The following is a 22194-nucleotide window of genomic DNA, read 5'->3' on the forward strand; positions in this document are numbered from 1 at the left end:
TAGCCTATTTAAGGTATGGATCTAGTAAATTCTCAATGGCAGTATTTGCGTACTGTAAACAATGTGGTGCAGCTCCCAAAAGCTCAATTTTTTGAAACTGGTATTTTTCCATTGCATCTAAAAAATACTCAAACGGATAGTGTAAATAGTGAAAGTTCATCCCGGTAATTTGCGATCTTTTGATTTTCGTCATAACATCCCTCCTTCTAATGCACATAGTTTAGAGTATTAACCCCCAATTTGGTATATACCATTTGATGTGATACTTTTTCAGCTATTTTCTAACAAATAGAAGAGGAGTAATAAATACTCCCTTTCTATCATCCCTTGACCCCACCTGCTGAAATACCTCTTACAAATTGCTTTTGAAACAAAATATAAGCAATAATCATTGGCAACGCAGATATTGCCAAGCCAGCTAACTGTATACCAAAGTTTGTATTTAATTGACTTCGCAAATTCATCAATCCTACAGGAATTGTACGAAGACTTGAATCCTCGATAAAAACAAGTGCAAACATAAATTCATTCCAGACGAACATCCCTGTTAAAAGAGCAGCTGATGCGATGATGGGCTTCCCCATTGGAAGAATAATATGCCAGAATACCTTCCAGCTATTGCAGCCATCAATGATCGCTGATTCCTCCAACTCATTTGGGATTGAGAGGAAATAGGACCTCATGAGAAAAATCGCAAATGGTAGCTGAAACGCTACATATGGGAGAATTAATGCTCCATACGTATTATATAGACCAATTGCTTGGAGTAACTTATAAAGTGGTAGTAAGCTTACCTGTGGAGCAAGCATTAATCCACTAAGAATCATAACAAGTAAAATGTTTTGGCCTTTAAAATGAAAACGGCTTAATCCATAAGCAGCCATCGCTCCCAAAAGTAAGATGATAAGAACTGATACAACTGTCACAAAAACACTATTAAAGAAAAAATCCCCTACCCCTGCATCCCAAGCAGCTTTGTAGTTTCCCCAAAGCCATTCCTCTGGAAGTGACCATGTATTTAAAAAGAAATCTCTATTTGATTTTAGACCACTTAAGCAAAGCCAGATAAGGGGAAAGATAATAACTAATGAGAAAATCCCAAACCATACGATAACAGCTAGTTGAAAGATTCGATTTTTAATTGTCATTATTGTTATTACACCTCCTTGCCTGTTTTCCCAAGTTTCATTTGTATCAGTGATAAGGTTAACGTAATAACAAATATAACTGTACCAATCGTAGAGGCATAACCCATCTCGTCATTTCGAAAAGCCGATCTGTAAAGCATTGTTCCTAGCACCTCAGTTGAACGCCCTGGTCCACCGGAGGTCATAACATATACTTCATCAAACACCTTAAATGCTCCAATGACGGTAATCACACTACCAACAAGGATCATTTCTTTTATTTGAGGCAAGGTGATGTGAAAGAATGATTTCATTCTCGAGGCCCCATCGATCATCGCTGCTTCATAATACTCATCTGGAATTTTTTGCATCGCAATTAAGAAAAGCATGGTGATATAACCGATATATTGCCATTGAGAAACAGCAACAACTGCATAGATGGCGGTTTTACTATCTCCTAACCATGAGTGAGTCCATTCTGAAAGACCAATTGCCTCTAGTGTTCCATTTACAAGCCCAACCTCTGGATTGTAGATAAGCTGCCATAGCAATCCTACTACTGCTATCGAGATAACAGAAGGGATAAAAAAGACGGTTCGGAAAAATGGTTGAAATCTACGAATTAACTTGTCTTCTAAAATAGCGGCAATGATAACCCCTAAGCCTACTTGAAAAATGAGAGATATAATCGCATATAGAGCATTATTTTTTAAAGCCGTATAAAACACAGGATCTTTAAAAAGTCTGATATAGTAATCAAAACCAACAAAAATCTTTTCTGTACCAAATGAATTCCATCGAAAAAAGCTATTGTATAGATTCAAAACAATCGGTAAAAACACCATACATACGACGATCAGCAAGGCAGGTAAAATGTATAATAACGCTGTTCGACTACTTCGATAATTTTTCATCACGTCCCCTCCAGGAGGGGGTAAACAGTAGGTGATACTGCCTACCCTTTTTAGCTTTTATTCCACTTCACTTTGAACTTCTTTCGCGACAGCCTGAACTTCTTTAATAATTTCTTCAGGTGATTTGGATCCATCCAATAACAATTGGATATTGGCTAAGTACACATCTGCAACCTTCGCGTGGACATCTGTATCAAGCCATTCAGCCATTCCTTCTGCCTGTTTCATCGTATCAACACCCTCTACTACTTGTTGTAGGGCAGTATCAGGGTTGGTTGCTCCATCAATTGGACTAGGCCAACCAATTTGTTCTGCTAGCTTAACCGCATTTTCTTTACTAGTTAAAAATTTTAAGAACTTAATAGCTTCCTCTGGATGTTCCGTTTTAGACGAAACAATAAATCCATCTGGTGCGCCCGTTATATAGTTTTGATTACCTTTTCCGTCTGAAATGGAAGGCATTTGGAAGAATCCCCAATTACCAGACAAGTTATCTTCAACATTCTGAAATTCTTCTAACTCCATATACATCATGGCTCCTTCTCCTGTAAAGAAAACCTGTTTTGCCATATCATGTGAGCTAGAGTTCACATTGTCCATTAGATAACCATTTTGATTAAGTTCTGCAAACATTTCCATCGCTTTTACATAACCTAGATCCGTAAATTCTCCTGAGCGAGGATTGTAATCATTCATTCTTACATCCTGGGGAACCATTTTCTGATTAAGACCAGTTAAATAGTGAATGGCTGCCCAAGGACTTTCATTACCTAAAATAATTGGAGTTTCTCCACCTTGTTTGAGTGTTTCAAGGACATTCATAAATTCATCCCATGTCTGAGGTGTTTGTAGATTGTATTTATCGAAGATTTCCTTGTTGTATACAAAGAACTTTCCGTTGAATCGAAGAGGTATACCATAATTTTTGTCGTCAGATGAAAATGGTTGAAGTGAAGCTGGAATAAAGCTATCTTTCCATTCAGTGTCTTCCTCTAAATAAGGAGTTAAGTCTAAGGCTGCTCCGGCACGTACAAATTTTCTAGCAAACTCGCCTGACCATGAAAACATAATATCAGGTACTTCATTACCACCTAAAACAACCCTTAGTTTATCTTTAATAGGTTCGTCTGCGATCGCTTCCATTTCAATTTTAATATCAGGATTTTGCGCCTCAAATTCCTTGACTACTTCTTCAAAGTATGGAGCATATTCAGGTTGTGGCCATTTGTGTAAAAACTTCAAGACTGTTTTCCCTTCTGCATCACTCGAGGAAGAATTAGAACACCCCGTAAGCAAAAGGACAAAAATTAGCATTGCCATTCCTAACGTCTTTGTCATTTTTCTCATATATTGACCCTCCTTATTATTGTGCTTTATCGACCGACAACTACATCATTTCAACAACCACCTCCTATAGAATGAAACTTTTTATTTTTCCTCTCAAAAGGAGAGGTTTTAATAAGAAAGTCCATGTCCAAATGCTCCATCTACTAAACATGTTTTTGCTGCAAATTCTGCACCTTTTTCAAGACTTCTTATGATAAGTTCAGCTTGAGAATCACTCTCTTTTTTACCTTTTAAATAATGCAAGATAAATGCCGTAAAAAACGAATCTCCAGCACCTAACGTATCTACTGGTTTGACAAAATGAGGCTTCTGCTTATAAAAGTTTTCCCCATCATATACCATTGAGCCTCGCGAACCCATCGTACCTATACTTAAAGTACTTCCGTAAGAATGGGTCCTTTTCAGAAGCGCTTCAATCTCTTCATCGGGTAATTGTCCACATGACAACAAACTAATATCAACATCTTTACAGACCGTTATTAATGTCTGATCCGTATATTCATTGGAAAAATCATAGGATAATAGAACACCAGCTTCTTTAATTTTATGTAATTCGGCATCCATATCGCTATATACACTACTATGTGCAATGTCAAACGTTTTGATATATTCAATGTCGTCTTTCATAAGAACTAAAGGATGATCTTTTTGAATTCCACCTTCATTACCACCGATAAAAACTCGATCACCGTCTACTAAATCAACTGCCGCATAACCATTCTCTCCTATATGCTGTCGACAATGAGATAGATCAATCTCTAAGCTGTTAAGAGTTTTAATAATATGATCTGCTGCAGGATCATCACCAAACACGCCAAGATAAGCTGCATCAACTCCTAATTGCTTTGCATAAACACTAAAGTTCAATGCATTACCACCAGGATACATGGTTCGCTTGTAAACATATTTATCTACTACATTATCACCAACACCGATCACTCGCATTGTATAGCCCCCCTGACACATTAAATGGTATATACCATTTAATGTAAGATAATACCTAAAATGGGATCATTTTAGGTTTAATTCTGAGTAAAATTTAACGATATCACTTCTTGTTAATGATGTGGAGAATTCAATTTCCTTGTCGTTTCGATCAAAGGCAACAGCTTCTCGGAAAATACATGGACTTTCAGAACGAATTTTCAAGAGCTTACTCCCATTTTCATCTGAAAACGTAACTCTCATAAATTCTTTTGCCTTTACGAGTTTAATTCCAAATTCATTCTCTAACACATTATATAAAGAAATATCATTAGTAATAAAGTCTTTAATATTTTGACAGTACTTTTCTGGAATAAATGATTCCTCTATCGCAATTGGCCGGTCGTTTACTAAGCGAAGGCGTTTTACAGTAAACAACTCTTCTCCTTCTGATAGCTGCAGCTTCTCAGCTAAAAATGGTGTTGCTTTCATATGTCCTATTGATAGCACTTGTGTACTAGGGGTTAACCCTTTTCCTAGCATATCGTTTGTAAAACTATTGAACGTAATAAAATCCATTTGAATTTTATTATTTGAAACAAAGCTACCTGCCCCAACTCGACGCTCAACAAGTCCTTCTCTTTCTAATGCCGACAATGTATGTCTCGCGGTCATTCTACTTATTCCGTATTGAGCAGCCAGATCACGCTCTGAAGGTAACTTATCACCATGTTTTAACTTCCCTATTTCTATATCTTCGATGATCTTTTCTTTAAGTTGTTTATAGAATGGGACAGATTCCTCGTTTCCTATAAATTTTTTCATAAGACATTTCCTACTTCCTCCAAGTAATAATCAATAACATTATATATGATATTGAATTACTTCATGCAAATAAAGACTTGAGTCATAATGGTATATACCATTTGTTGTAAATTTTTAAGTACATCGAGATTTATCCTATGGTGAAGTTAGTAGGATATAACACTACTCTTATTTAAGCGCTTACAAAACACATAAAAAATTATTTTTATTTTGCTTTTGTTATTATTAGAATAGTCTAAATCTTTTCACCTGTCAATTATATCAAAGGTAAAACAATTCCTCTTTTTACGACATCATTCTCTTTTTTTCAGAATTAAGAGAGTTCTCATTCCTCATCTTCTATCTCCATCTTTTTAAGGCAATTGTTAATTATACTTTCATTAATGCCATTTACTAGCTGGTACTTTTCTTTATAAATGGTTGTGATGGCTTTTTTTATTTCATCCTTACTTAGTTTATTAATGTCTAGATTTTTAATAAAAAGATCTAGTGGTATATCTCCCACTTCATCATGTAAGGCTGGTTGTAGATATAGTATTTCATCACATTTTTCATAGCCATTTCTAGAAAAAAATTGATATCTTTTAAAACAATCTTGTTTTTCTTCTTCGGTATGGACCATTTCTGGTGTTTCGGTTTCTAAGAAAATCGCTTTAATTGTTGAGTTTCCTGCTTCAATGGCATCTTTATTTAATAATTCCTCTATTTTCAATAAAGTTTTTGAACCTAGTCCTTTATTTCGGATGGCAGGATTCGTCACAATATACACAATGAATCCTCCATTTATTTCAGAAAAATAATGTCCTGTTGCAAAAGAAACCAATTGATTACCTTCTAGCCCTACTAAGAAATGATAATTACTTGGTCTTTTTGTATATTGTAAACTTCTAAAAAAGGTTTGATGTGGTTCTCGCACTTCAATTGGAAACGACTGATCGTATAACTTCATAGCAGATTCATAGTGATCTAAATTTTCTTCTGTTATTTCAACCCATTTTATTGTCATAATGTAAAGTACTCCTCTCCATACGTTTATTTAGAATAATCCATTTTTCCCCTAAAGTTTAGATATTTATTTCAATAGAAGTAACCTAAATTCCTTCATAAAGTTTTATCCATTTCATGATAAGAAGCGATTGGGATCTATTGTTCAAAAAATATGAAAAAGACCGCAGTAGCGATGCTATCGTTATCTGCAATTAACAGATACAAGTTTTTCGTTTCACCCCAATTTTATTACGCTCTTCTACTTTATTAATATAGGTAACAGCGACTGGTACTTTACACGCTGTATTGCCCATATTAACATGAACTTTACCGATTGCTTCAGCAACCCTAATAGCATCATCATGTAAAGCTTTTACATAGGCACCTGCACTAATCACAAAGCCGTTCATACAATAGCGAACCCGGTTTTTTTCTTGATGAATTGATTCTTCAACTCTATGAAGTAGAGTAAGGATTTCATCTGTATCCAGCTTTTCATCAGGAGAAATCGATAAATAGTTGGCATAAGTACTCCATCCGGCAACTGCTATCATTTCTTCATCTGACTCGATCCATTCACGTGCAAGTTCTAAAGCATACGGACTTTCAGCAGCCACACCTGCAACTGTATATTCCGCAAGCATATACCAGTCTGCTTTTTCTACCCAATTTTGAAGAGTTCCCTTTGACATAAATTTCGGATTAACAGACAGTCCCGCTAAATACATCGCATCAAAATTCTCAGTTTCATATAATGCCAAGGCCAACTCCTGATCCTTTTTCACATGTTTAACAAGCTTTTTTAAATCACCAATTTTAACTCCAAAAAGGTTTCCACTCGCTCCATGATTCATAAATGTCTTTTTTGTTTGCTCTGAACCCAGTTCTTCAAGCTTCCCCATTATTTCTACAACGTTCATTTATTACCTCCATATAATGGTATTATTTTCACTTTAACATAATCTTTAATCCTTGTTGCTGATCATCCTGGCCCAAAAAATTAGAATCCTTGGTTTTCATAGGTTTTACATTGCCTTAGGATTTTCCAAGATGCAGAAGTTACCAACTATTATTACCATATTTATACTTTACAATAAAGAACGTGCGTTCGTCAACAAATACAAAATTGAAAACCAATAATTTTAGATTTTATATAATCTCTTTATCATGATAAGGAGTTGAGCTATTATAAAAACAGATGGGAAGAAAAACCAAAGATATATGACATTGGGGACTTTGCCTTTGGACATGTTTTTAGTTATTGTCTCATTTGTATTTGTAGAATAATATCTAAGTATATGATTAGTTAAAAGGAGTTTATCCATGAACAAAAATAATAAGACATTCCGAATGGTTATATTAGGAATGCTTTCTGCCATTATCATTATTCAAACTTCTATCCCGTTTTTAGGATATATCCCTATAGGTCCGCTTAGTTTGACGATTATTCAAGTAACGGTCATTATCGCAGCGATCATCCTCGGTACGAAGGAAGCAGCCATTGTAGGCGGCATATGGGGAATGATCACGTTCATCAGGGCATTTGTTGCTCCGACAAGCGTAATTGCACCAATTGTTTTTACGAATCCGCTTGTGTCCGTTTTGCCAAGGATTTTAATTGGTGTAGTTGCTGGATATGTTTTCCACAGAATGCTCAGCGAGAAGCTCAATGAAACAGTAAGAATGAGTGTTGCAGGTGTGTTGGGATCATTAACAAATACTTTTTTAGTGCTTGGATTCATTTATTTACTTTATCGGGAACCATACGCGAACTTTTTGAAGTTGGACATGGAGCAGCTCTTGCCTGCACTGATGACAATTGTCGCCACTAATGGAATTACTGAAGCGATTCTATCAGGTGTATTGACGCCGATTATTTCAAAACCTTTATTAAAATTGATGAAAAAATAGCTCCCTTAACGGCTAAAGACATCCGGCAAACTTATGTGTTTTAAGTTTGTCGGATGTCTTTTATTTTGGTTGGTTCAGGATGAAAATGGGACAGTTAACCTGTCCCTATCTACGGAACGTTTGTTGTCACTGTTCATATAAATCTCTAAGATGAAAATAGAGCAGGAGGAGAAAATGATGGATAATAGTAAAGTTGGTAAGTTAATTTTTCATTTACGGAAGGAAAAAGGACTAACACAGAAGCAATTAGCAGATTCAATGAACATTTCTGATCGAACGATTTCTAAATGGGAGCGTGGATATGGGTGTCCAGATGTCACTCTTTTACCAAGTTTGTCTTCCGTATTAGGAGTAAATATTGAAAATATTTTAGAAGGTGAATTATCGCCGAATGATTTTGTGGGAGGAAATATGAAAAAATCGAATTATTTTGTTTGTCCCTTATGTCATAATATTGTATTAGCAACTGGGGATATAGCCATATCTTGCTGTGGGAGGAAGGTAGAACAATTAGAAGCAAAAAAAGCAACAGACGAAGAAAAATTATCAATAACAGAAATTGATTCAGAGTGGTATATTTCAAGTGATCATCCAATGACAAAGGATCATTATATATCATTTCTTGCTTTTGCTACTGGTGATTCAGTACAGATTATGAAACAATATCCTGAATGGAGTTTGCAAACACGCATACCAAAACATAAACATGGTAAACTGCTATGGTTTGATACACAGTTTGGTTTATATTATCAACATATCTAAGTTAGTATTTTAATTATTCTTTCATAATTATATTTTTATCTTCACCTTTTGACTGATGTTCCATAAAGAAGTCCACACGGCCAACGACTTTACTTCATATACTTGGCATATTTGCATGCGTAGTTCCAAGTTTTTAAAATGACAGTCGTTGGTCAAACTTTTAGTATCCTTGTTCAAGAAAGGCACTACATTTTTCTATTTTATTTTAATACTTCACACCAGAATGTGTAGTTCATTAATGAAACATCTTTTTTAAATTTGTGTATACTTTTTAACGTAGTTAATGTTTTTACTACTTCTCTTAAAATTTCCTCGGATGTTTGAGACTTACAATCTTTCATCTGTTTTCTTGCAAATAAAATTAAATGTTTTGTATCGATTCTATTTATTTTTCTAATATTCGTGTAAATAGTTAAATAGATTAGAAAACTCTCAATTCTCTTTAATGCTTGTTTTTTATTAGGGTAATCGCTTGAGTCAAGTAGAAATATGTATTGATTATATAATGATTTATAACGTATTGAATCTTTTGTAATAATAAAAAGGTCATTTTGTTGAATATCCATTTAATCCTCCCTTCTTTATGTTTGAGATAAATTTGCTGCGAAGTTTATTAGGAAAAAGTGCATCTTAAACAAATATTTTAAATATTACTTTAATCTATCCATTTGTTTTATGCAACACTTTTGTGGAAGAAATTGGTCGTTGATTTTTCATTATTAAAAAACAGGCACGAACTCGTTAAGCTTGTGCCTGTCATATTCATTTTCGGATTTCTAAGTCTCTACTTCTTATTTAGCATCTTCTAAGATGAGTAAGGAGTAATTTTTTTTATATAATTTACACTCGTCTGTTCATATGCTTTGATTAATTTCGCTCTGAGACAAATCACCGCATGACACTACCACCTGATATTTTAATTGATTCCCCCACGATATTTCGCGCTGCATCTGTTAATAAGAATGCAATGGTATTTCCAACTTCATCAGGCTGCGTAATTCGTTCAGAGGGGATACTTGTTTCAATCTGTTTATATTGGTCTTCGTATGACAAGCCATTTTGTTTAGCTTTCCGCATAATGACATCTCTTCCCATGCTTGTATCGACAAACCCAGGGCAAACAGCGTTAACTCTTATATTGGACTTGATTGCTTCAACAGCCATACATTGGGTAAATCCAATTAATGCAAACTTACTTGAAGAATACGCTGTGTTACCATAAGTTCCTCTTAGTCCAGAGAGTGATGAAACATTGACGATCACACCGCTAGCCTCCTCCTGCATCCTTTTATAAACTATTTGAGTAAGCATAACAGTAGAGATGTAATTAATATTCATCATTCTTATAAGGAAATCTTCTTTCAGATTTTCCACAGTTTCACCTCCAGCGATGGCTGCTGCGTTGACTAATCCAGAGATAAACCCCATTTGTCTCTCTGATTCTTGGACTAGTGATTTTCTATCTTCTTCTTCAGCTATATCTGCCACTTTAAGAAAAATTTTCTCTTTATTTGTAGTTTCTAGTAACTCAACTTGTAATTGTGAAAGTACCTCTTCGTTTCTTCCAGTGATTGTAACTGAAGCACCCATATTTGCCACTATTTTGGCTGTTACATAGCCAATCCCACCAGATGCTCCAGTTATAAGAATATGCTTGCCGTTTAAACTTGTATGAAAGTAAGACATAGCTTCTCCCCTATTTTTATTATTGATAAAAAGGCTATAGCTACAATATTTAGTAGCTATAACCTTAGTTAACTTTTAAAATTCTGTTTTTAATGATGGTGAAAATCGATCTGGACTTAACGATTTCAAATCAAAAGGTGTTGAATCATGAATTAGAATGTCACTTGCTATTTTTCCCAATGCAGGGGCCATTTTAAATCCATGTCCAGAGAAGCCTCCCATTACTACAACATTAGGGTAGCCAGGTACTCTACCAATCATGGAATGTCCGTCATCTGTGTAAGCATCCATATAGGCATTCACTCGAACCGGGTCTGTGTACAGTCCATTGAAAAATTTAGATACCACTTCCATGCTTTCTTTAAATTCGCTTAATTCTACCGTTCGATTCAGATAATTAACATCTTCTACTACATCACCAGGGGTGCTCACACCAACCTTCACCATACTCCCCTCCACAGTTGGAGCCCCAAATAAGCGGTGACCGCTGCTTCTTCTCGTAAAGATAGGAAAGCGGCTAGGTTGATAATCTTCTACATTTTTTGCAGGAAACCATGATAGAATGATTTTTTTTACATTTACAACGGGTTTAAACTGTGGAAGCATTTCCCCAATCCAAGGCCCTGCAGTAATTAATAGCTGCTTCACTTTATACTCATGACCATCTGATTTAATTACTATTCCATCATCATTTGCTTCAAACGATTCAACTTTAGCATGACTTCGTATTTCTGCTCCAAGTTGTTCAGCACGTTTAACGGCAGACACAACAGCTAATTCTGGACGAAGAAATCCAGCATCTTTATCTAAAACCATGATCTCATCTGGTCCTAAGATATGTTGTGGATATCGGCGTTTTGCATCCATATAATCAAGAATCTCGTGATCTAGATTAAAATCCTTCACACTTTTTAAGACATTTTGCATAAACTCATCTTCAATTGGACCAATATTTAATCCACCATTAAGATGTAGTAACTTATTACCTGACTGATCCTCTAGTTGCTTCCATAAATGCTTTGACTCCTTTAAGAGCGGTACATATTCAGCACCTTCTTTATAGGCTGTTCGAAATAATCTTGTCTCTCCACCAACTGCTGACCGATCGTGTCCGATGCCAAATTGTTCAAAGCCTATTACTGAAGTCCCTCGTTGTGCTAGCTGCCAAGCAGCCATACTTCCCATCGCACCTAAACCAATAATACCGACATCCCATGCCATTTTATAACCCTCCTGAATATCTAATAAACTTTAACATCCTTAAGCACTTATATTCGATTTTTTCTCGACTAAGGTGGTTTTAACCCATTTATTTGCTCTTGCAAAAAGATATAAAACAACCGCCCCACCTAGGGTAAGCAAGATAAATAACCATGATTGGCCTGACACAATCATGAATGGAGCAAATGTCACGACGGCAATTTCAACCGGGGCCATTGGAATATAAGCTAAGCCAAAGTCCTCTAATGTTGTGCTCTCTGTATCTGGATCAGCAATTCTTAGAAGGGCAATTCCCATTGCCATTGTTCCTGTTGCCCATCCCCAAGTAAATAAACCTTTTTCAAACCATGTATCTTTAAAGAAGTGCTTAGCAAGTAATCTGCAACTGAAAAATGCATATAATAATCCAAAAATAAATAAAATACTAAGCGGCAAGAAATAGTCGATGACGACAGGTAAACTTATAGATGAGATACCGAATGCCACAAGAAAGTCTGTTGCTCCACCGCTAATTCGATTTAACATATCTTTACTTACGTATTGGTCTGTTTTTGTTTTCGTTAAAATCAGTTTAAGAACTAAACCTATTAGAAATGCCAATGAAAATGTCGGAATGGCCACACTTGGAAAAAGACCTCCGATGAATTGACTGAGATAATACCCAGCAAGTGCTATAATGGACACTAGTGCTAAATGAAAAACTAACGGATCAATGGATATTGGAGATACTGTATCAATATAACTCGGCTTTCTAGATGATGTTGGAATCAAACCATTTCTCAGCTCAGGTGAAAGGTCCTTAAAAGATGTAAGATGATTTGTTTCTCCTTTCATCGTTGCTAATTTGATAAAAATTAATCCCCCAATAATTGAGCTGATAATCCCTACAGTTGCAGAGGTCATAGCTAATGAAGTTGCATTTTCCCACCCGTGTGATTGAAATGCCGCCCCAATTGCCGCGGCTGTTCCATGTCCTCCGCTAAAGCCGGCTGCTAACAAAAGTCCGAATCCTGAGTGAAGATCTCCCCAAATATTATTTAATACAAGTAATGAAAATAAGAGTCCACCGCCCCACATACAAATCATCACAATTTGAGAATAAGACCACATACTACCAACTCGTTTGGAAATGACCTTCCAATTAACGGCAGGAGAGATGAGTGGTAAGGCACCAAATATGACGGCAATAAGAATACCCGGGTAGCTTCCTATTTGTGAAGAAAAAGGTATGAAGCCTACACCATTTGGTCCTAACAAAAGACCTAGCAAACCAGCTATAATACCTGCTGGCAGGAAAAGCTTCTGTATGAACTTTACTTTTGACCTTAGAATGACCCCAATTAAAAACAGTATTGAAACAAAACCAAGATCAACAAAAATACTCCAAGCGTTAAACTCCATATTATTCCTCCTTTTTGATTATTCACTTATTTAAATGCAATCTTTATGCCAAGTTCCAATGTTTAAATTTTCTGTCATTTTTAGCCTTATGGGATTGAAAATTTCTCGAATTGAGAAAAAACTTTCTCAAAATGATAAAAATTATCAAAACGAGAAAGTTTATACGTTATATTGCTTTAATTTTCTATAAAGAGTAGCTTGACTAATGTTCATTTTTTTCGCTACTTGCTGTTTTCCAGTTGTAGATTTTCCGTATATTTCTAATAAATGCCTGATTATTTCTTCTTCATAGTTATTAAGATTTATTTTTATAATATCTTGATGAGAACTTGGAGGTGTTGAAGCATTCGTAAAATAAAAGGATTGTAAGTATGCTGGTAAGTGGTTTACACCAATATATTCGGTGTTTGCTGGTATGCTGTTCATAGCATACTCCATCACATTTTCTAATTCCCGGATATTTCCTGGCCAGTTATGAGACATTAGTATTTCCATTGCTTCGGCAGTTAGATCTCCTGCACTTTTTGAGAGTAATTCGTTAAATTTCATAATAAAACCATTAGTAAGCAAAGATAGATCATCTTTTCGTTCTCTTAAAGGAGGGAGGTGTAGAGGAATAACATGTAACCGATAATATAAGTCTCTTCTAAATTTCCCCTGCTCAACTAAACTAAAAAGGTTCTCATTCGTTGCCGCAATAATTCTCACGTCAAGCTTCGTTGATTCTGAGCCTCCGATTCGATCGATTTCCCGATTTTGTATGACCCGTAAAAGTCTTGTTTGCAAATGTAATGGCATCGTTCCAATCTCATCCAAGAAAATAGTTCCGTTATTTGCAAGTTCAAATTTGCCTTTTTTGCCGATTGTACTTGCACCGGTAAATGCACCTTTTTCATAACCAAAAAGTTCACTTTCAATTAAGTTTTCTGGTAAAGCACCACAGTTAATAATGACAAAAGGGCTTTTATTCCTCAAACTTTCTTGATGAATCGCTTCAGCAAACAAATCTTTACCTGTTCCATTTTCTCCTGTAATTAAAATAGTCGAGTCAGTCTTGGCAAATTTTATAGCATTTAACTTAAGTTCTTGTATGACGGCACTTTGACCTTTTATGTCATTTATCCTGATTCTCTGGCTATCTTTGTTTCGTGAATTTGTTTCAGATAAAAAACATTTGAATGTGATAATAACACCTAAAAAATAACCTTCTTTAATAATCCGCTTATATTCAGCTAATATTGTTTTGTCATTCGCTTTATTTTTTAGGACGATTTCACTCTCATCTAAATCATGATGAGAGTAATAGATTTCCTTTGGCAAATCAATAAATAACTCGAACAAATTCATCCCTGTTAAGTCGAGTTCCTTTTCGTTTAGCATTGAAAAAGCTAAGTTGTTTCCATATTTGATAGAACCAACTTCATCAGTTATTAACACTCCGTATGGATTAATGTTTGCAATAACCTTTAGCTCTTCTAAAAATGTTAATTTTTGTTCCAAATACTCTTCTTCTTTAAGCTTTGCTTCTATTAAAGATGACATTTTCTCACTAAAATTAATAATGCCATTGCGGGCATTATTAATAGTATCCATTTTCTCTTGATCGTAGGCAACCAAATTAATTGTTCCGATTACAACGCCCTCATAAAAGATTGGCGATACAATACCACCAACATATGTACACTCACCTAGACCAGGACAAACTTGGCATACCTCATGTTTCATTGATTGAATGACAATTGGCTGACCTTTAGCAATGACCTCTGTGCTAGCTGTTCCGTACAACATTTTCTGACCAACTCGATTTCTTGCAAAACCTGTTGCTGCGACCCTATTTATCCTTCGGTCAACAATCTCAACATCAATCTCAAATGCTGCCTTAATGGCTTCTGCAATATCTTGGGTTAACTTGCTTATCTTTGCTAAGTCCATTGCTGTCCTCCCACCTGATTAATTAGTAGAAAATTTAGTCCATTATAACATCTAATTAATCTTTGTGAGAAATGTGTTGTTAGGTGAGGTTTTATTTAATTTCAACAGGTATCTCTCTTCTATTGCATCCAAAGAACTCAAGTAAATTCTGTCATGTTTTTATTTGTGTTATGCCTTAGTCCATTTGCTACTCTTAAGAAAATCTTCAGACGATTTCTTTTAAAAAAGGGACAGATTACCTGTCCCTTTCAGGTTGTAGACAAAAGGGGTTTGGAATGGTCACATTCCAAACCCTTTTTGTCTTTGATTCGGCTTTTTTATTAAAAAAGGCACCCGGGCTAGACTGTTTTTATGCTTTAACCGGCCCCCCCCAGATTAAGTCCGTATAATTGTGTAAAAAGAAAAAGGGTTCATTTTATTCACTCTTGGCTACAATGTTTTCAGCTACGATAAACATGAAAAGAGGAATAAGATGACCCAGTTACAGTTTAACCTAGATTTGGAAGTTTTAAAAGATTCTGTATTAAATTCTGATATTGATGCAGTAGTTAAATCAGCAATTGTTTTGGTCTTAAATGAGTTTATGGAAAAAGAGAGAGATGATTATCTACATGCTGCTTCTTATGAACGCTCTGCAGCCCGTCGTGACTATCGCAACGGCTACTATGAACGTGAATTAATTATGAGTATCGGCAAGATACAACTCAAGGTGCCGAGAACTCGTGATGGTGAGTTTTCGACTACAGTTTTTGAAAAATATGCTAGATGTGATCAAGCTTTAGTGATCTCCATGTTGGAAATGGTTATTAATGGGGTCTCAACACGCAAGGTAACACAAATAGTTGAACAGCTATGTGGTAAATCTGTCTCAAAATCGTTTGTTTCTTCATTGACCTTGAAATTAGATCCAATCGTAAATGATTGGGCAAAGCGTCCTTTAAACGTCAAATATTATCCCTATCTTTTTGTAGATGCCATGTATATCAAAGTGAGAGAACACCATAAGGTGGTCTCAAAGGCTGTTTATATTGCCACAGCTATTACAGATAAGGGCCAGCGTGAAATACTTGGTCTAAGTATTGATCATGCAGAGAATTACGAGAGTTGGAGTCGCTTCCTTCAACAGCTAAAATCACGAGGACTTCAGTCTCCGAAACTAGTGATATCAGATGCTCACCAAGGCTTACAAAAAGCCATACAACGTGAATTTTTAGGTACTAGCTGGCAAAGGTGTAATGTTCATTTTAAAAGGAACATTATTGAAAAGTTGCCCAAAAAGGATTCAGCTGATATTCGTATGATGATCAAGCGTGTGTTTGAGGCAATCACTGTTGAAAATATCAGAACCTTTAAGAATGAACTGATGACTCAATTTGGAAATAATTCAAAGTACGAAAAGGCTCTTACTATTTTCGATGAAGGGTTCGAAGATACCATTCAATATATGAATTATCCAGTGAATATGCGCCCTCATATACGAAGTACGAACTCTCTTGAACGATTAAATCAAGAAGTACGAAGAAGAGAAAGAGTTATTCGTATCTTCCCAAACACACAATCTGCTTTTCGTTTAGTAGGAGCTGTTTTAATGGAATACCAAGAATCTGTTTACTCTACAAAATCTATAAGAAGATGCTAATTTTTTCGTAGCTTCCATTATGGAATGATCACATATCCAGGGAAGGCCCATGGAATTTACGCAAAAAAAAATGTAGGGGATAATACACATATCCAAATGTAGTAGTTGAAAACATTGTATTAAATTTACACAATATTCTGGACTTGACTCCCCCCCATGTCCAGTTGGCTATCTTTTTAAGATTTAAGGCAGCGAAAGTAAGCATCGCCTGCATGGACAATTTTTTAAGCCCTCGGAGGGTTGTCCAGCGCATGCCATGCTTTTCTTTTGCATCTGCGAATACTCGCTCGATGGTTTCCTTTCGCTTTGAATAAATCTCTTTGACCTCTGGTGTATGCCTGAGGTGGTCTGCTTCTTCGAGGTACTCTTGCCAGACATGACGAGTGACCACCTTTTGATGATCCTTGCTTTCCGTACATTGAGATAAAAACGGGCAGTTTGCGCAAACCTGCTTTGATGATTTATATTCGCGGTATCCTTCTTTGTTGGTGGTCGAATACTTCAGGACCTCTCCAGCAGGACATAGGTAACAGTCGTAATACTCATCATAAACATATTCATGTTTTCGGAAGAATCCTTCCTTGGTCCGTGGTCTTGTATATGGCAAGACAGGTGTTATCTCGTTTTCAAACAAATATTTTGTAATGGCAGGGGTCTTATAGGCGGCATCAGCTGCGACGGCTTTAGGTTTTCCTACGGTCTTGGACACTTGCTTTACCAAAGGTTCCAGAATGAGGCTGTCATGGGTATTGCCAGGAGTCACAATGGTTCCTAGGACAAACCCTTTTCGGTCCGATGCCGCATGAAAGGAATAAGCAAACTGTTTCGTCCGTTCGTCCTTCACATAGTAACCACTCTCCGGATCCGTGGTACTTTCCTTGATTTCCTTCATTTCTTTCTTTTCGAACTTCTCTTCTATAATCAGCTTTTTCCCATGATACTCCCGATCCTGGTTGATTTCTTTCTGAAGTTGATTCTGGTAAGCGCGTGTTTCCTTCACAACCATTTTCTTTTCAAATTTATGTTTATTAGCACTAGCTTTTACGTGTGTAGAATCAATGAAGATGTGGTCGGCACTGATCAACTTCTTTTTAATCGCTGTTTCCAAAATTTCGATGAAGATCTCCTCGAACAATTCACTCTCTGCAAAACGACGTTCGTAATTCTTCCCGAAGGTGGAGAAGTGAGGAACAGATTCATGGAAGCCCAATCCCAAGAACCAACGATATGCCATATTGGTCTGGGTTTCCTTAATTGTCTGACGCATAGAGCGAATACCAAAGATATATTGGATGAATGGGAGCTTGATTAACAGAACTACATCAATGCTTGGGCGACCCACTTCCGAATAGAGATCCTTAACTCGATCATAGATGAAAGAGAAGTCTATGGCAGCTTCCAGCTTACGGACCAAATGATCTTGAGGAACAAGCTGATCTACGGTAACCATCTCTAATTGATCTCGTGCGTTTGAACTCTTCTTTGATAACATCTTCATCACCTCATGCGCTATATAAGTCCATTTTATATTATGTTTTATTACTGCTGCACGTAAAGTTTAAAGTTTCTGTTGATTGTAGTGGAAGGCGCGCAGACTCCTGCGGGAGCAGCTGGACAGGTGAGACCCCGCAGACGCTTGCGTCGAGGAGGCTCACCGCCAGCCCCGCGGAAAGCGAAGCGCCTGCAACGGAAATCAACAGCCCTCTTTCACCTCAAGCCAAAATAAAAAGACTGTAGGCAAGCCCGATTTTTATCGAGTTTGTCTACAGTCTGAAAGGGACAGATTACCTGTCCCTTTGTCCCATTTTAAAGAACTTTATTTTATCTCTCATTTCATTTGTCATCTCACCTAAGTTAACTGCTGAGGCACTGACTTCTTCTATTGAAGCAGACATTTCCTCTGCTGATGCTGAAATTTCCTCTGCAGATGCAGCTACATCTTCTGCTATTGCCCCGGTTTGATCTAGTTCTTCTAGTATGATGTCTTTTTCTTTTTGAATCTTGACTGATAATTCTTTCGTTTCTTTTATTTTAGGTGAAATACTTTCAACTGCTTTTATAATTTCCTCAAAGGATTGTATCGTCGCATTCAACTGCTCTCTTTGTAATAAAAGTTCATTATTTACATCTTCTGTCGATAAAACCATTTTACCTGTGTCTTTAGAAACTCCTTTAATGATCGAATCAATTTTTCCAGAGGACTCTCTACTTTTTTCTGCTAAGTTTCTTATTTCATTTGCAACAACAGCAAAACCTTTGCCTGATTCACCAGCTCTAGCTGCTTCAATGGCTGCATTTAATGCTAATAAGTTCGTTTGATCTGAAATGGAATTAATAATTTCTGTCATCTCATTCACATTGCGAATATTTACTTCAACTGATTTTACTCGTTCAATCAATTCCATAAATGTATTATTGAGTGACTCAAAAGATTTAGTCATCATTGTCATTTCTTGATTACTCTCATTGGCCATCATTAAGATGGAAGTAGTTGAGGAATCTACATCGTTAACGGAGTGATTCATAAAATCCAAGCTTGTTCCAAATTGATTAATTCTTGTATTTATCCTTTTTAATTTTTCATGTTGCTCAGTTGCTCCTTCAGCAACTGTAGTTATAGCTGTTGCAACGTTCTCAGAAGTAGCACTCATTTGTTGAGAAAATGAAGAAAGGTTCTGAGCATGATCATCAATACTTAAAGCGTTGACCTGAAAGTTTTTAATCACATCTGTTAAATTATTTTGCATAGTGTAAAGAGATCTTCCAATATCACCAAGCTCGTCTTTTCTTTTTAATTCCTTTTCCTCAAATTCGTTAACTAATCCACCTTCAGCTACAATTTCTGCAATACCACTATATTTTTTAGCTGTTTTCCCCATTCTTCTGGAATAAACAACGATAACTGTTGTGACAATTACAATCGAAACGAAACTAGATACCACAAAAATACTTAACAAATCATTTAAGCTTGTAAATGTCAAGCTAACGATGTACAACTTTGATCGTTTAAGAATGTACAAAATTAATCATCATCTTCTTTTGCTAAGTGATCTTTAATTCTGTAAGAAGGACCAACAATATTTACGACTGTTGCGTGGTGTAAAACACGATCTAATATTGCATTTGCTAATTTAGTATCCTGGAACACCGCATCCCATTCTTTAAAGCCTATATTTGTTGTTAAAATTGTACTTTTCTTTTCGTATCTTAAATCAATCAGCTGAAAAAATAGTTTGGCATCTTCTTTGTCAATTGGAAGGTAACCAATTTCATCAATAATTAATAATTTATACTTCCCATAGTGCTTTAATCGAGATTCTAATCGGTTTTCTAGCTTTGCCTTTTTTAAGTTCAAGATAAGTTCATTACATTTAATAAAATAGGTACTTGTTCGTTTTTTAGCTGCAGCGATTCCTATGGAAGTAGCTAAGTGGGTTTTACCGACACCACTCGTTCCCATGAAGATAATATTTTGTTTATCTTCGATAAACCGCAGAGAAATAAAATCAAGAATCTGTTGTTTATTTATTGCTGGTTGAAAATTAAAATTAAACTCATTTATCTCTTTGCGGTGGGGAAAAGCCCCCACCTTAACCATCGAATTAATCATTGTCTTCTCACGCACATCAATTTCATAGTTCGTTAACTTCATCAATGTATCAACGAAAGATAATTCATTCTTGGTACTAAAATCAATGGTATCGTGAAGATGATTTATCATCTGTTTTAAGTTTAAATATTCCAAATTACTTACTAATTGTTGATAACTACTATTCAATTTTATACACCTCATCCATAGTCAGTAGATTATTTTTAGCTAGCTCGTCAATATCAGGATAATCTGGCATCCCCCGTGACAACACGTCTAGATAATGTTCTTCCTTGTAATTTAATACCTTTTTACTGACTCGATGTTGTGCGATCAAATCCATGTTATAATAAACATGTATGTGGTCGTCATAGACTTGTAAACCTACGGTTTTCCCTTTGTATTCAGCTGGTACTGAATACTGGTTTGATTTGTATGTAATCATACTTGCAGGGTTTACTTTTACGAGCCTGTGTTTGATTTTATAAGAGTCTCTTATTTCTTTCCTTGGTAAGGGGAGTAAGTGACTCTTTTCTTGTTTTAAGGCAAGTATCGGAATTTTCCTATTACCTTGATTAAAACTTTGATTATGGCGTTCACAAAGCATTTGTACAAATTGATGAAGACCTTCAAAAGTGAACTTCCCCTGATACGCATGAATTTCATCTAAAAGCTTCATAATACTCTCTACTTTCCCTTTTGTCCTTGGTCTTCCTGCAATACAGGGTTTAATTTCAAATCCACTATCATTGGCAAATTGTTCAAAACGTTCATTAACCACTCCTCCTGAATATTCTGTTCTATGTTCATCCATTACTGTTTTCATATTGTCTGTTAATATGGTCTTTGGAACCCCTCCGATTGCTTCAAAGCTCTCCATCAAAAATGACATCAATACACTTTGTGACTTTGACAGGGTCAAACCATAAGACTTGTATCTCGAATTTCCTAACAGAAAGACTCCTACATTGACCTTTAAAATTTCTCCCTCAGACGTTACGTATTTTATGTTCTCCTTCCAGTCGAATTGTGCTTGTTCCCCTGGAGGGGTTTCAAACCGAATAACTGATTGATTGGCTTGAGTCTTCTGGCCATCGGTAAAGTATGCTTGGAACTCAGGTTTGTTCGATATGTATCTTCGGAAAGAAGACTGGGAACAATCCAAACCGTGGTTGTCCTTTAGGTACTCCCAGAGAACCCTCTTGTAGTAAAAAGTTTGTATTGATTCTTTTGAGAGTAATTCAGAGATCACATCATATAACTCATCTATTCTAGACTTTCTATTACGAGTTTTATTTGATCCCATGCCCTTTAAATACCGATCCACTGTCCTCCTATCTACACCCATTTCACGCCCAACCTTACTTTTATTTATTTTCATATTTAAGCTCTCCATAAGAAATTTTAACTGTGGTAAATCTTCTAGGCTTTTAATTTCTATTTCTGTCTGTAAATCTAGCTGTACATGCATTCTCTCCACCTCAAAGTAATTATGCATGCATATTGCAGAACTGTACATTCTTATATGATCATCTTTGTACATTATTAAATTAGCATTTATATAAAAGAATCTTTTCTAAATTTAATTAAATAATCTCTATGTTTTTTTAGGTCGATTGGTAAGAATCTCATTTATTCACCACCTTTTTATAAATAAGATTTCTCCAAGTCTAACCTATTACCTTCAGCAAAAAACAAAAAATACTTCAAGTGGGTATTGATAAAATTTCCAGAATTAAAATACAAAGCGTCATTTTTGATGAAACAAGAATGGCGCTTTGTTCGTAATATAAGTTTAACCAGATTTTACTGGTTGAACTTTTTTTATTTAGTTTTATTATAGCGGTAGTCGGAGTAGAACGAAGCGCTTGTGGGACATGGATCCCGTCAGCAAAACTGTTCACTCCCTACTTGTATAATCATGTTTCA

General features: G+C 35.9%; 20 protein-coding genes. 3 read left to right on the forward strand and 17 right to left on the reverse strand.

Annotated elements, in window-relative coordinates:
• Positions 1-4: 4 nt before the first annotated feature.
• From LPC09_RS12700 to LPC09_RS12735, 8 genes are all read right to left on the reverse strand, one after another.
• Positions 5-193: a hypothetical protein gene (locus LPC09_RS12700; protein ID WP_231309681.1), complete on the reverse strand. Its 189-nt coding sequence runs from the start codon at positions 191-193 to the stop codon at positions 5-7.
• Positions 194-320: 127 nt separating this feature from the next.
• Positions 321-1148, reverse strand: coding sequence for a carbohydrate ABC transporter permease (locus tag LPC09_RS12705; protein WP_231309682.1), 828 nt, complete (start codon positions 1146-1148; stop codon positions 321-323).
• An 8-nt stretch (positions 1149-1156) separates the two neighbouring features.
• On the reverse strand, positions 1157-2041 hold the full coding sequence (locus LPC09_RS12710; protein WP_231309683.1) for a carbohydrate ABC transporter permease: 885 nt from the start codon (positions 2039-2041) through the stop codon (positions 1157-1159).
• A gap of 57 nt (positions 2042-2098) precedes the next feature.
• Positions 2099-3388 carry an ABC transporter substrate-binding protein gene (locus LPC09_RS12715; protein WP_231309684.1) on the reverse strand — a complete coding sequence of 430 codons (1290 nt, stop codon included), beginning with the start codon at positions 3386-3388 and terminating at the stop codon, positions 2099-2101.
• A 108-nt stretch (positions 3389-3496) separates the two neighbouring features.
• The gene (locus tag LPC09_RS12720) at positions 3497-4354 is read right to left on the reverse strand and encodes a fructoselysine 6-kinase (protein WP_269217432.1); all 858 of its coding nucleotides are present in this window, start codon (positions 4352-4354) and stop codon (positions 3497-3499) included.
• 45 nt (positions 4355-4399) lie between these two features.
• Positions 4400-5137, reverse strand: coding sequence for a GntR family transcriptional regulator (locus LPC09_RS12725; protein ID WP_231309686.1), 738 nt, complete (start codon positions 5135-5137; stop codon positions 4400-4402).
• Between the two features lie 325 nt (positions 5138-5462).
• Entirely contained in the window at positions 5463-6143 is a 681-nt protein-coding gene (locus tag LPC09_RS12730; protein WP_231309687.1) for a GNAT family N-acetyltransferase, read from the reverse strand.
• A gap of 193 nt (positions 6144-6336) precedes the next feature.
• Positions 6337-7044 carry a DNA alkylation repair protein gene (locus tag LPC09_RS12735; protein WP_231309688.1) on the reverse strand — a complete coding sequence of 236 codons (708 nt, stop codon included), beginning with the start codon at positions 7042-7044 and terminating at the stop codon, positions 6337-6339.
• A gap of 403 nt (positions 7045-7447) precedes the next feature.
• On the opposite strand from LPC09_RS12735, the gene LPC09_RS12740 reads away from it, so the two are divergent.
• Both LPC09_RS12740 and LPC09_RS12745 read left to right on the forward strand, forming a co-directional pair.
• On the forward strand, positions 7448-8035 hold the full coding sequence (locus LPC09_RS12740; RefSeq protein ID WP_231309689.1) for an ECF transporter S component: 588 nt from the start codon (positions 7448-7450) through the stop codon (positions 8033-8035).
• A 177-nt stretch (positions 8036-8212) separates the two neighbouring features.
• A complete protein-coding gene (locus LPC09_RS12745) occupies positions 8213-8797 on the forward strand; it encodes a helix-turn-helix domain-containing protein (RefSeq protein WP_231309690.1) in 585 nt (194 codons plus the stop codon).
• 200 nt (positions 8798-8997) lie between these two features.
• Here LPC09_RS12745 and LPC09_RS12750 read toward each other — a convergent pair whose 3' ends face one another.
• The 5 genes from LPC09_RS12750 to LPC09_RS12770 all read right to left on the reverse strand — a co-directional run bounded on the left by LPC09_RS12750 (position 8998) and on the right by LPC09_RS12770 (position 15037).
• On the reverse strand, positions 8998-9363 hold the full coding sequence (locus tag LPC09_RS12750; protein ID WP_231309691.1) for a hypothetical protein: 366 nt from the start codon (positions 9361-9363) through the stop codon (positions 8998-9000).
• 322 nt (positions 9364-9685) lie between these two features.
• Positions 9686-10483, reverse strand: coding sequence for an SDR family NAD(P)-dependent oxidoreductase (locus tag LPC09_RS12755; RefSeq protein WP_231309692.1), 798 nt, complete (start codon positions 10481-10483; stop codon positions 9686-9688).
• Positions 10484-10558: 75 nt separating this feature from the next.
• Positions 10559-11704 carry an N-methyl-L-tryptophan oxidase gene (gene solA, locus LPC09_RS12760; protein WP_231309693.1) on the reverse strand — a complete coding sequence of 382 codons (1146 nt, stop codon included), beginning with the start codon at positions 11702-11704 and terminating at the stop codon, positions 10559-10561.
• A gap of 39 nt (positions 11705-11743) precedes the next feature.
• A complete protein-coding gene (locus LPC09_RS12765; protein ID WP_231309694.1) occupies positions 11744-13105 on the reverse strand; it encodes a sodium/glutamate symporter in 1362 nt (453 codons plus the stop codon).
• Positions 13106-13264: 159 nt separating this feature from the next.
• Positions 13265-15037, reverse strand: a complete 1773-nt coding sequence (locus LPC09_RS12770) for a sigma-54 interaction domain-containing protein (RefSeq protein WP_231309695.1) — start codon at positions 15035-15037, stop codon at positions 13265-13267.
• A gap of 472 nt (positions 15038-15509) precedes the next feature.
• On the opposite strand from LPC09_RS12770, the gene LPC09_RS12775 reads away from it, so the two are divergent.
• Complete coding sequence (locus LPC09_RS12775) at positions 15510-16676, forward strand: IS256 family transposase (RefSeq protein WP_231309696.1); 1167 nt, start codon at positions 15510-15512, stop codon at positions 16674-16676.
• Between the two features lie 28 nt (positions 16677-16704).
• Here the strand turns inward: LPC09_RS12775 and LPC09_RS12780 are convergent, their stop codons facing one another.
• The 4 genes from LPC09_RS12780 to istA all read right to left on the reverse strand — a co-directional run bounded on the left by LPC09_RS12780 (position 16705) and on the right by istA (position 21736).
• Positions 16705-18168, reverse strand: coding sequence for an IS1182 family transposase (locus LPC09_RS12780; protein ID WP_231309697.1), 1464 nt, complete (start codon positions 18166-18168; stop codon positions 16705-16707).
• Positions 18169-18460: 292 nt separating this feature from the next.
• Complete coding sequence (locus LPC09_RS12785; RefSeq protein WP_231309698.1) at positions 18461-19696, reverse strand: methyl-accepting chemotaxis protein; 1236 nt, start codon at positions 19694-19696, stop codon at positions 18461-18463.
• 2 nt (positions 19697-19698) lie between these two features.
• Positions 19699-20454, reverse strand: a complete 756-nt coding sequence (istB, locus tag LPC09_RS12790; RefSeq protein WP_098794820.1) for an IS21-like element helper ATPase IstB — start codon at positions 20452-20454, stop codon at positions 19699-19701.
• Positions 20447-21736, reverse strand: coding sequence for an IS21 family transposase (gene istA / locus LPC09_RS12795; protein WP_098794821.1), 1290 nt, complete (start codon positions 21734-21736; stop codon positions 20447-20449). Before istA ends, istB begins: the two co-directional genes overlap by 8 nt.
• Between the last annotated feature and the right edge of the window lie 458 nt (positions 21737-22194).

It is taken from the genome of Metabacillus sp. B2-18 (assembly GCF_021117275.1).
Classification (GTDB): Bacteria; Bacillota; Bacilli; order Bacillales; family Bacillaceae; genus Metabacillus.

Excerpts from the sequence above, each read along its gene's own strand:
- LPC09_RS12710 (WP_231309683.1), bottom strand. The coding sequence starts at position 2,041 with ATGAAAAATTATCGAAGTAGTCGAACAGCGTTATTATACATTTTACCT.
- LPC09_RS12770 (WP_231309695.1), bottom strand. The coding sequence starts at position 15,037 with ATGGACTTAGCAAAGATAAGCAAGTTAACCCAAGATATTGCAGAAGCC.
- LPC09_RS12745 (WP_231309690.1), top strand. The coding sequence starts at position 8,213 with ATGGATAATAGTAAAGTTGGTAAGTTAATTTTTCATTTACGGAAGGAA.
- solA (WP_231309693.1), bottom strand. The coding sequence starts at position 11,704 with ATGGCATGGGATGTCGGTATTATTGGTTTAGGTGCGATGGGAAGTATG.
- LPC09_RS12735 (WP_231309688.1), bottom strand. The coding sequence starts at position 7,044 with ATGAACGTTGTAGAAATAATGGGGAAGCTTGAAGAACTGGGTTCAGAG.
- LPC09_RS12720 (WP_269217432.1), bottom strand. The coding sequence starts at position 4,354 with ATGTGTCAGGGGGGCTATACAATGCGAGTGATCGGTGTTGGTGATAAT.
- LPC09_RS12730 (WP_231309687.1), bottom strand. The coding sequence starts at position 6,143 with ATGACAATAAAATGGGTTGAAATAACAGAAGAAAATTTAGATCACTAT.
- LPC09_RS12780 (WP_231309697.1), bottom strand. The coding sequence starts at position 18,168 with ATGTTATCAAAGAAGAGTTCAAACGCACGAGATCAATTAGAGATGGTT.
- LPC09_RS12775 (WP_231309696.1), top strand. The coding sequence starts at position 15,510 with ATGACCCAGTTACAGTTTAACCTAGATTTGGAAGTTTTAAAAGATTCT.
- LPC09_RS12700 (WP_231309681.1), bottom strand. The coding sequence starts at position 193 with ATGACGAAAATCAAAAGATCGCAAATTACCGGGATGAACTTTCACTAT.
- LPC09_RS12725 (WP_231309686.1), bottom strand. The coding sequence starts at position 5,137 with ATGAAAAAATTTATAGGAAACGAGGAATCTGTCCCATTCTATAAACAA.
- LPC09_RS12765 (WP_231309694.1), bottom strand. The coding sequence starts at position 13,105 with ATGGAGTTTAACGCTTGGAGTATTTTTGTTGATCTTGGTTTTGTTTCA.
- LPC09_RS12755 (WP_231309692.1), bottom strand. The coding sequence starts at position 10,483 with ATGTCTTACTTTCATACAAGTTTAAACGGCAAGCATATTCTTATAACT.
- LPC09_RS12715 (WP_231309684.1), bottom strand. The coding sequence starts at position 3,388 with ATGAGAAAAATGACAAAGACGTTAGGAATGGCAATGCTAATTTTTGTC.
- LPC09_RS12740 (WP_231309689.1), top strand. The coding sequence starts at position 7,448 with ATGAACAAAAATAATAAGACATTCCGAATGGTTATATTAGGAATGCTT.
- LPC09_RS12705 (WP_231309682.1), bottom strand. The coding sequence starts at position 1,148 with ATGACAATTAAAAATCGAATCTTTCAACTAGCTGTTATCGTATGGTTT.
- istA (WP_098794821.1), bottom strand. The coding sequence starts at position 21,736 with ATGCATGTACAGCTAGATTTACAGACAGAAATAGAAATTAAAAGCCTA.
- LPC09_RS12750 (WP_231309691.1), bottom strand. The coding sequence starts at position 9,363 with ATGGATATTCAACAAAATGACCTTTTTATTATTACAAAAGATTCAATA.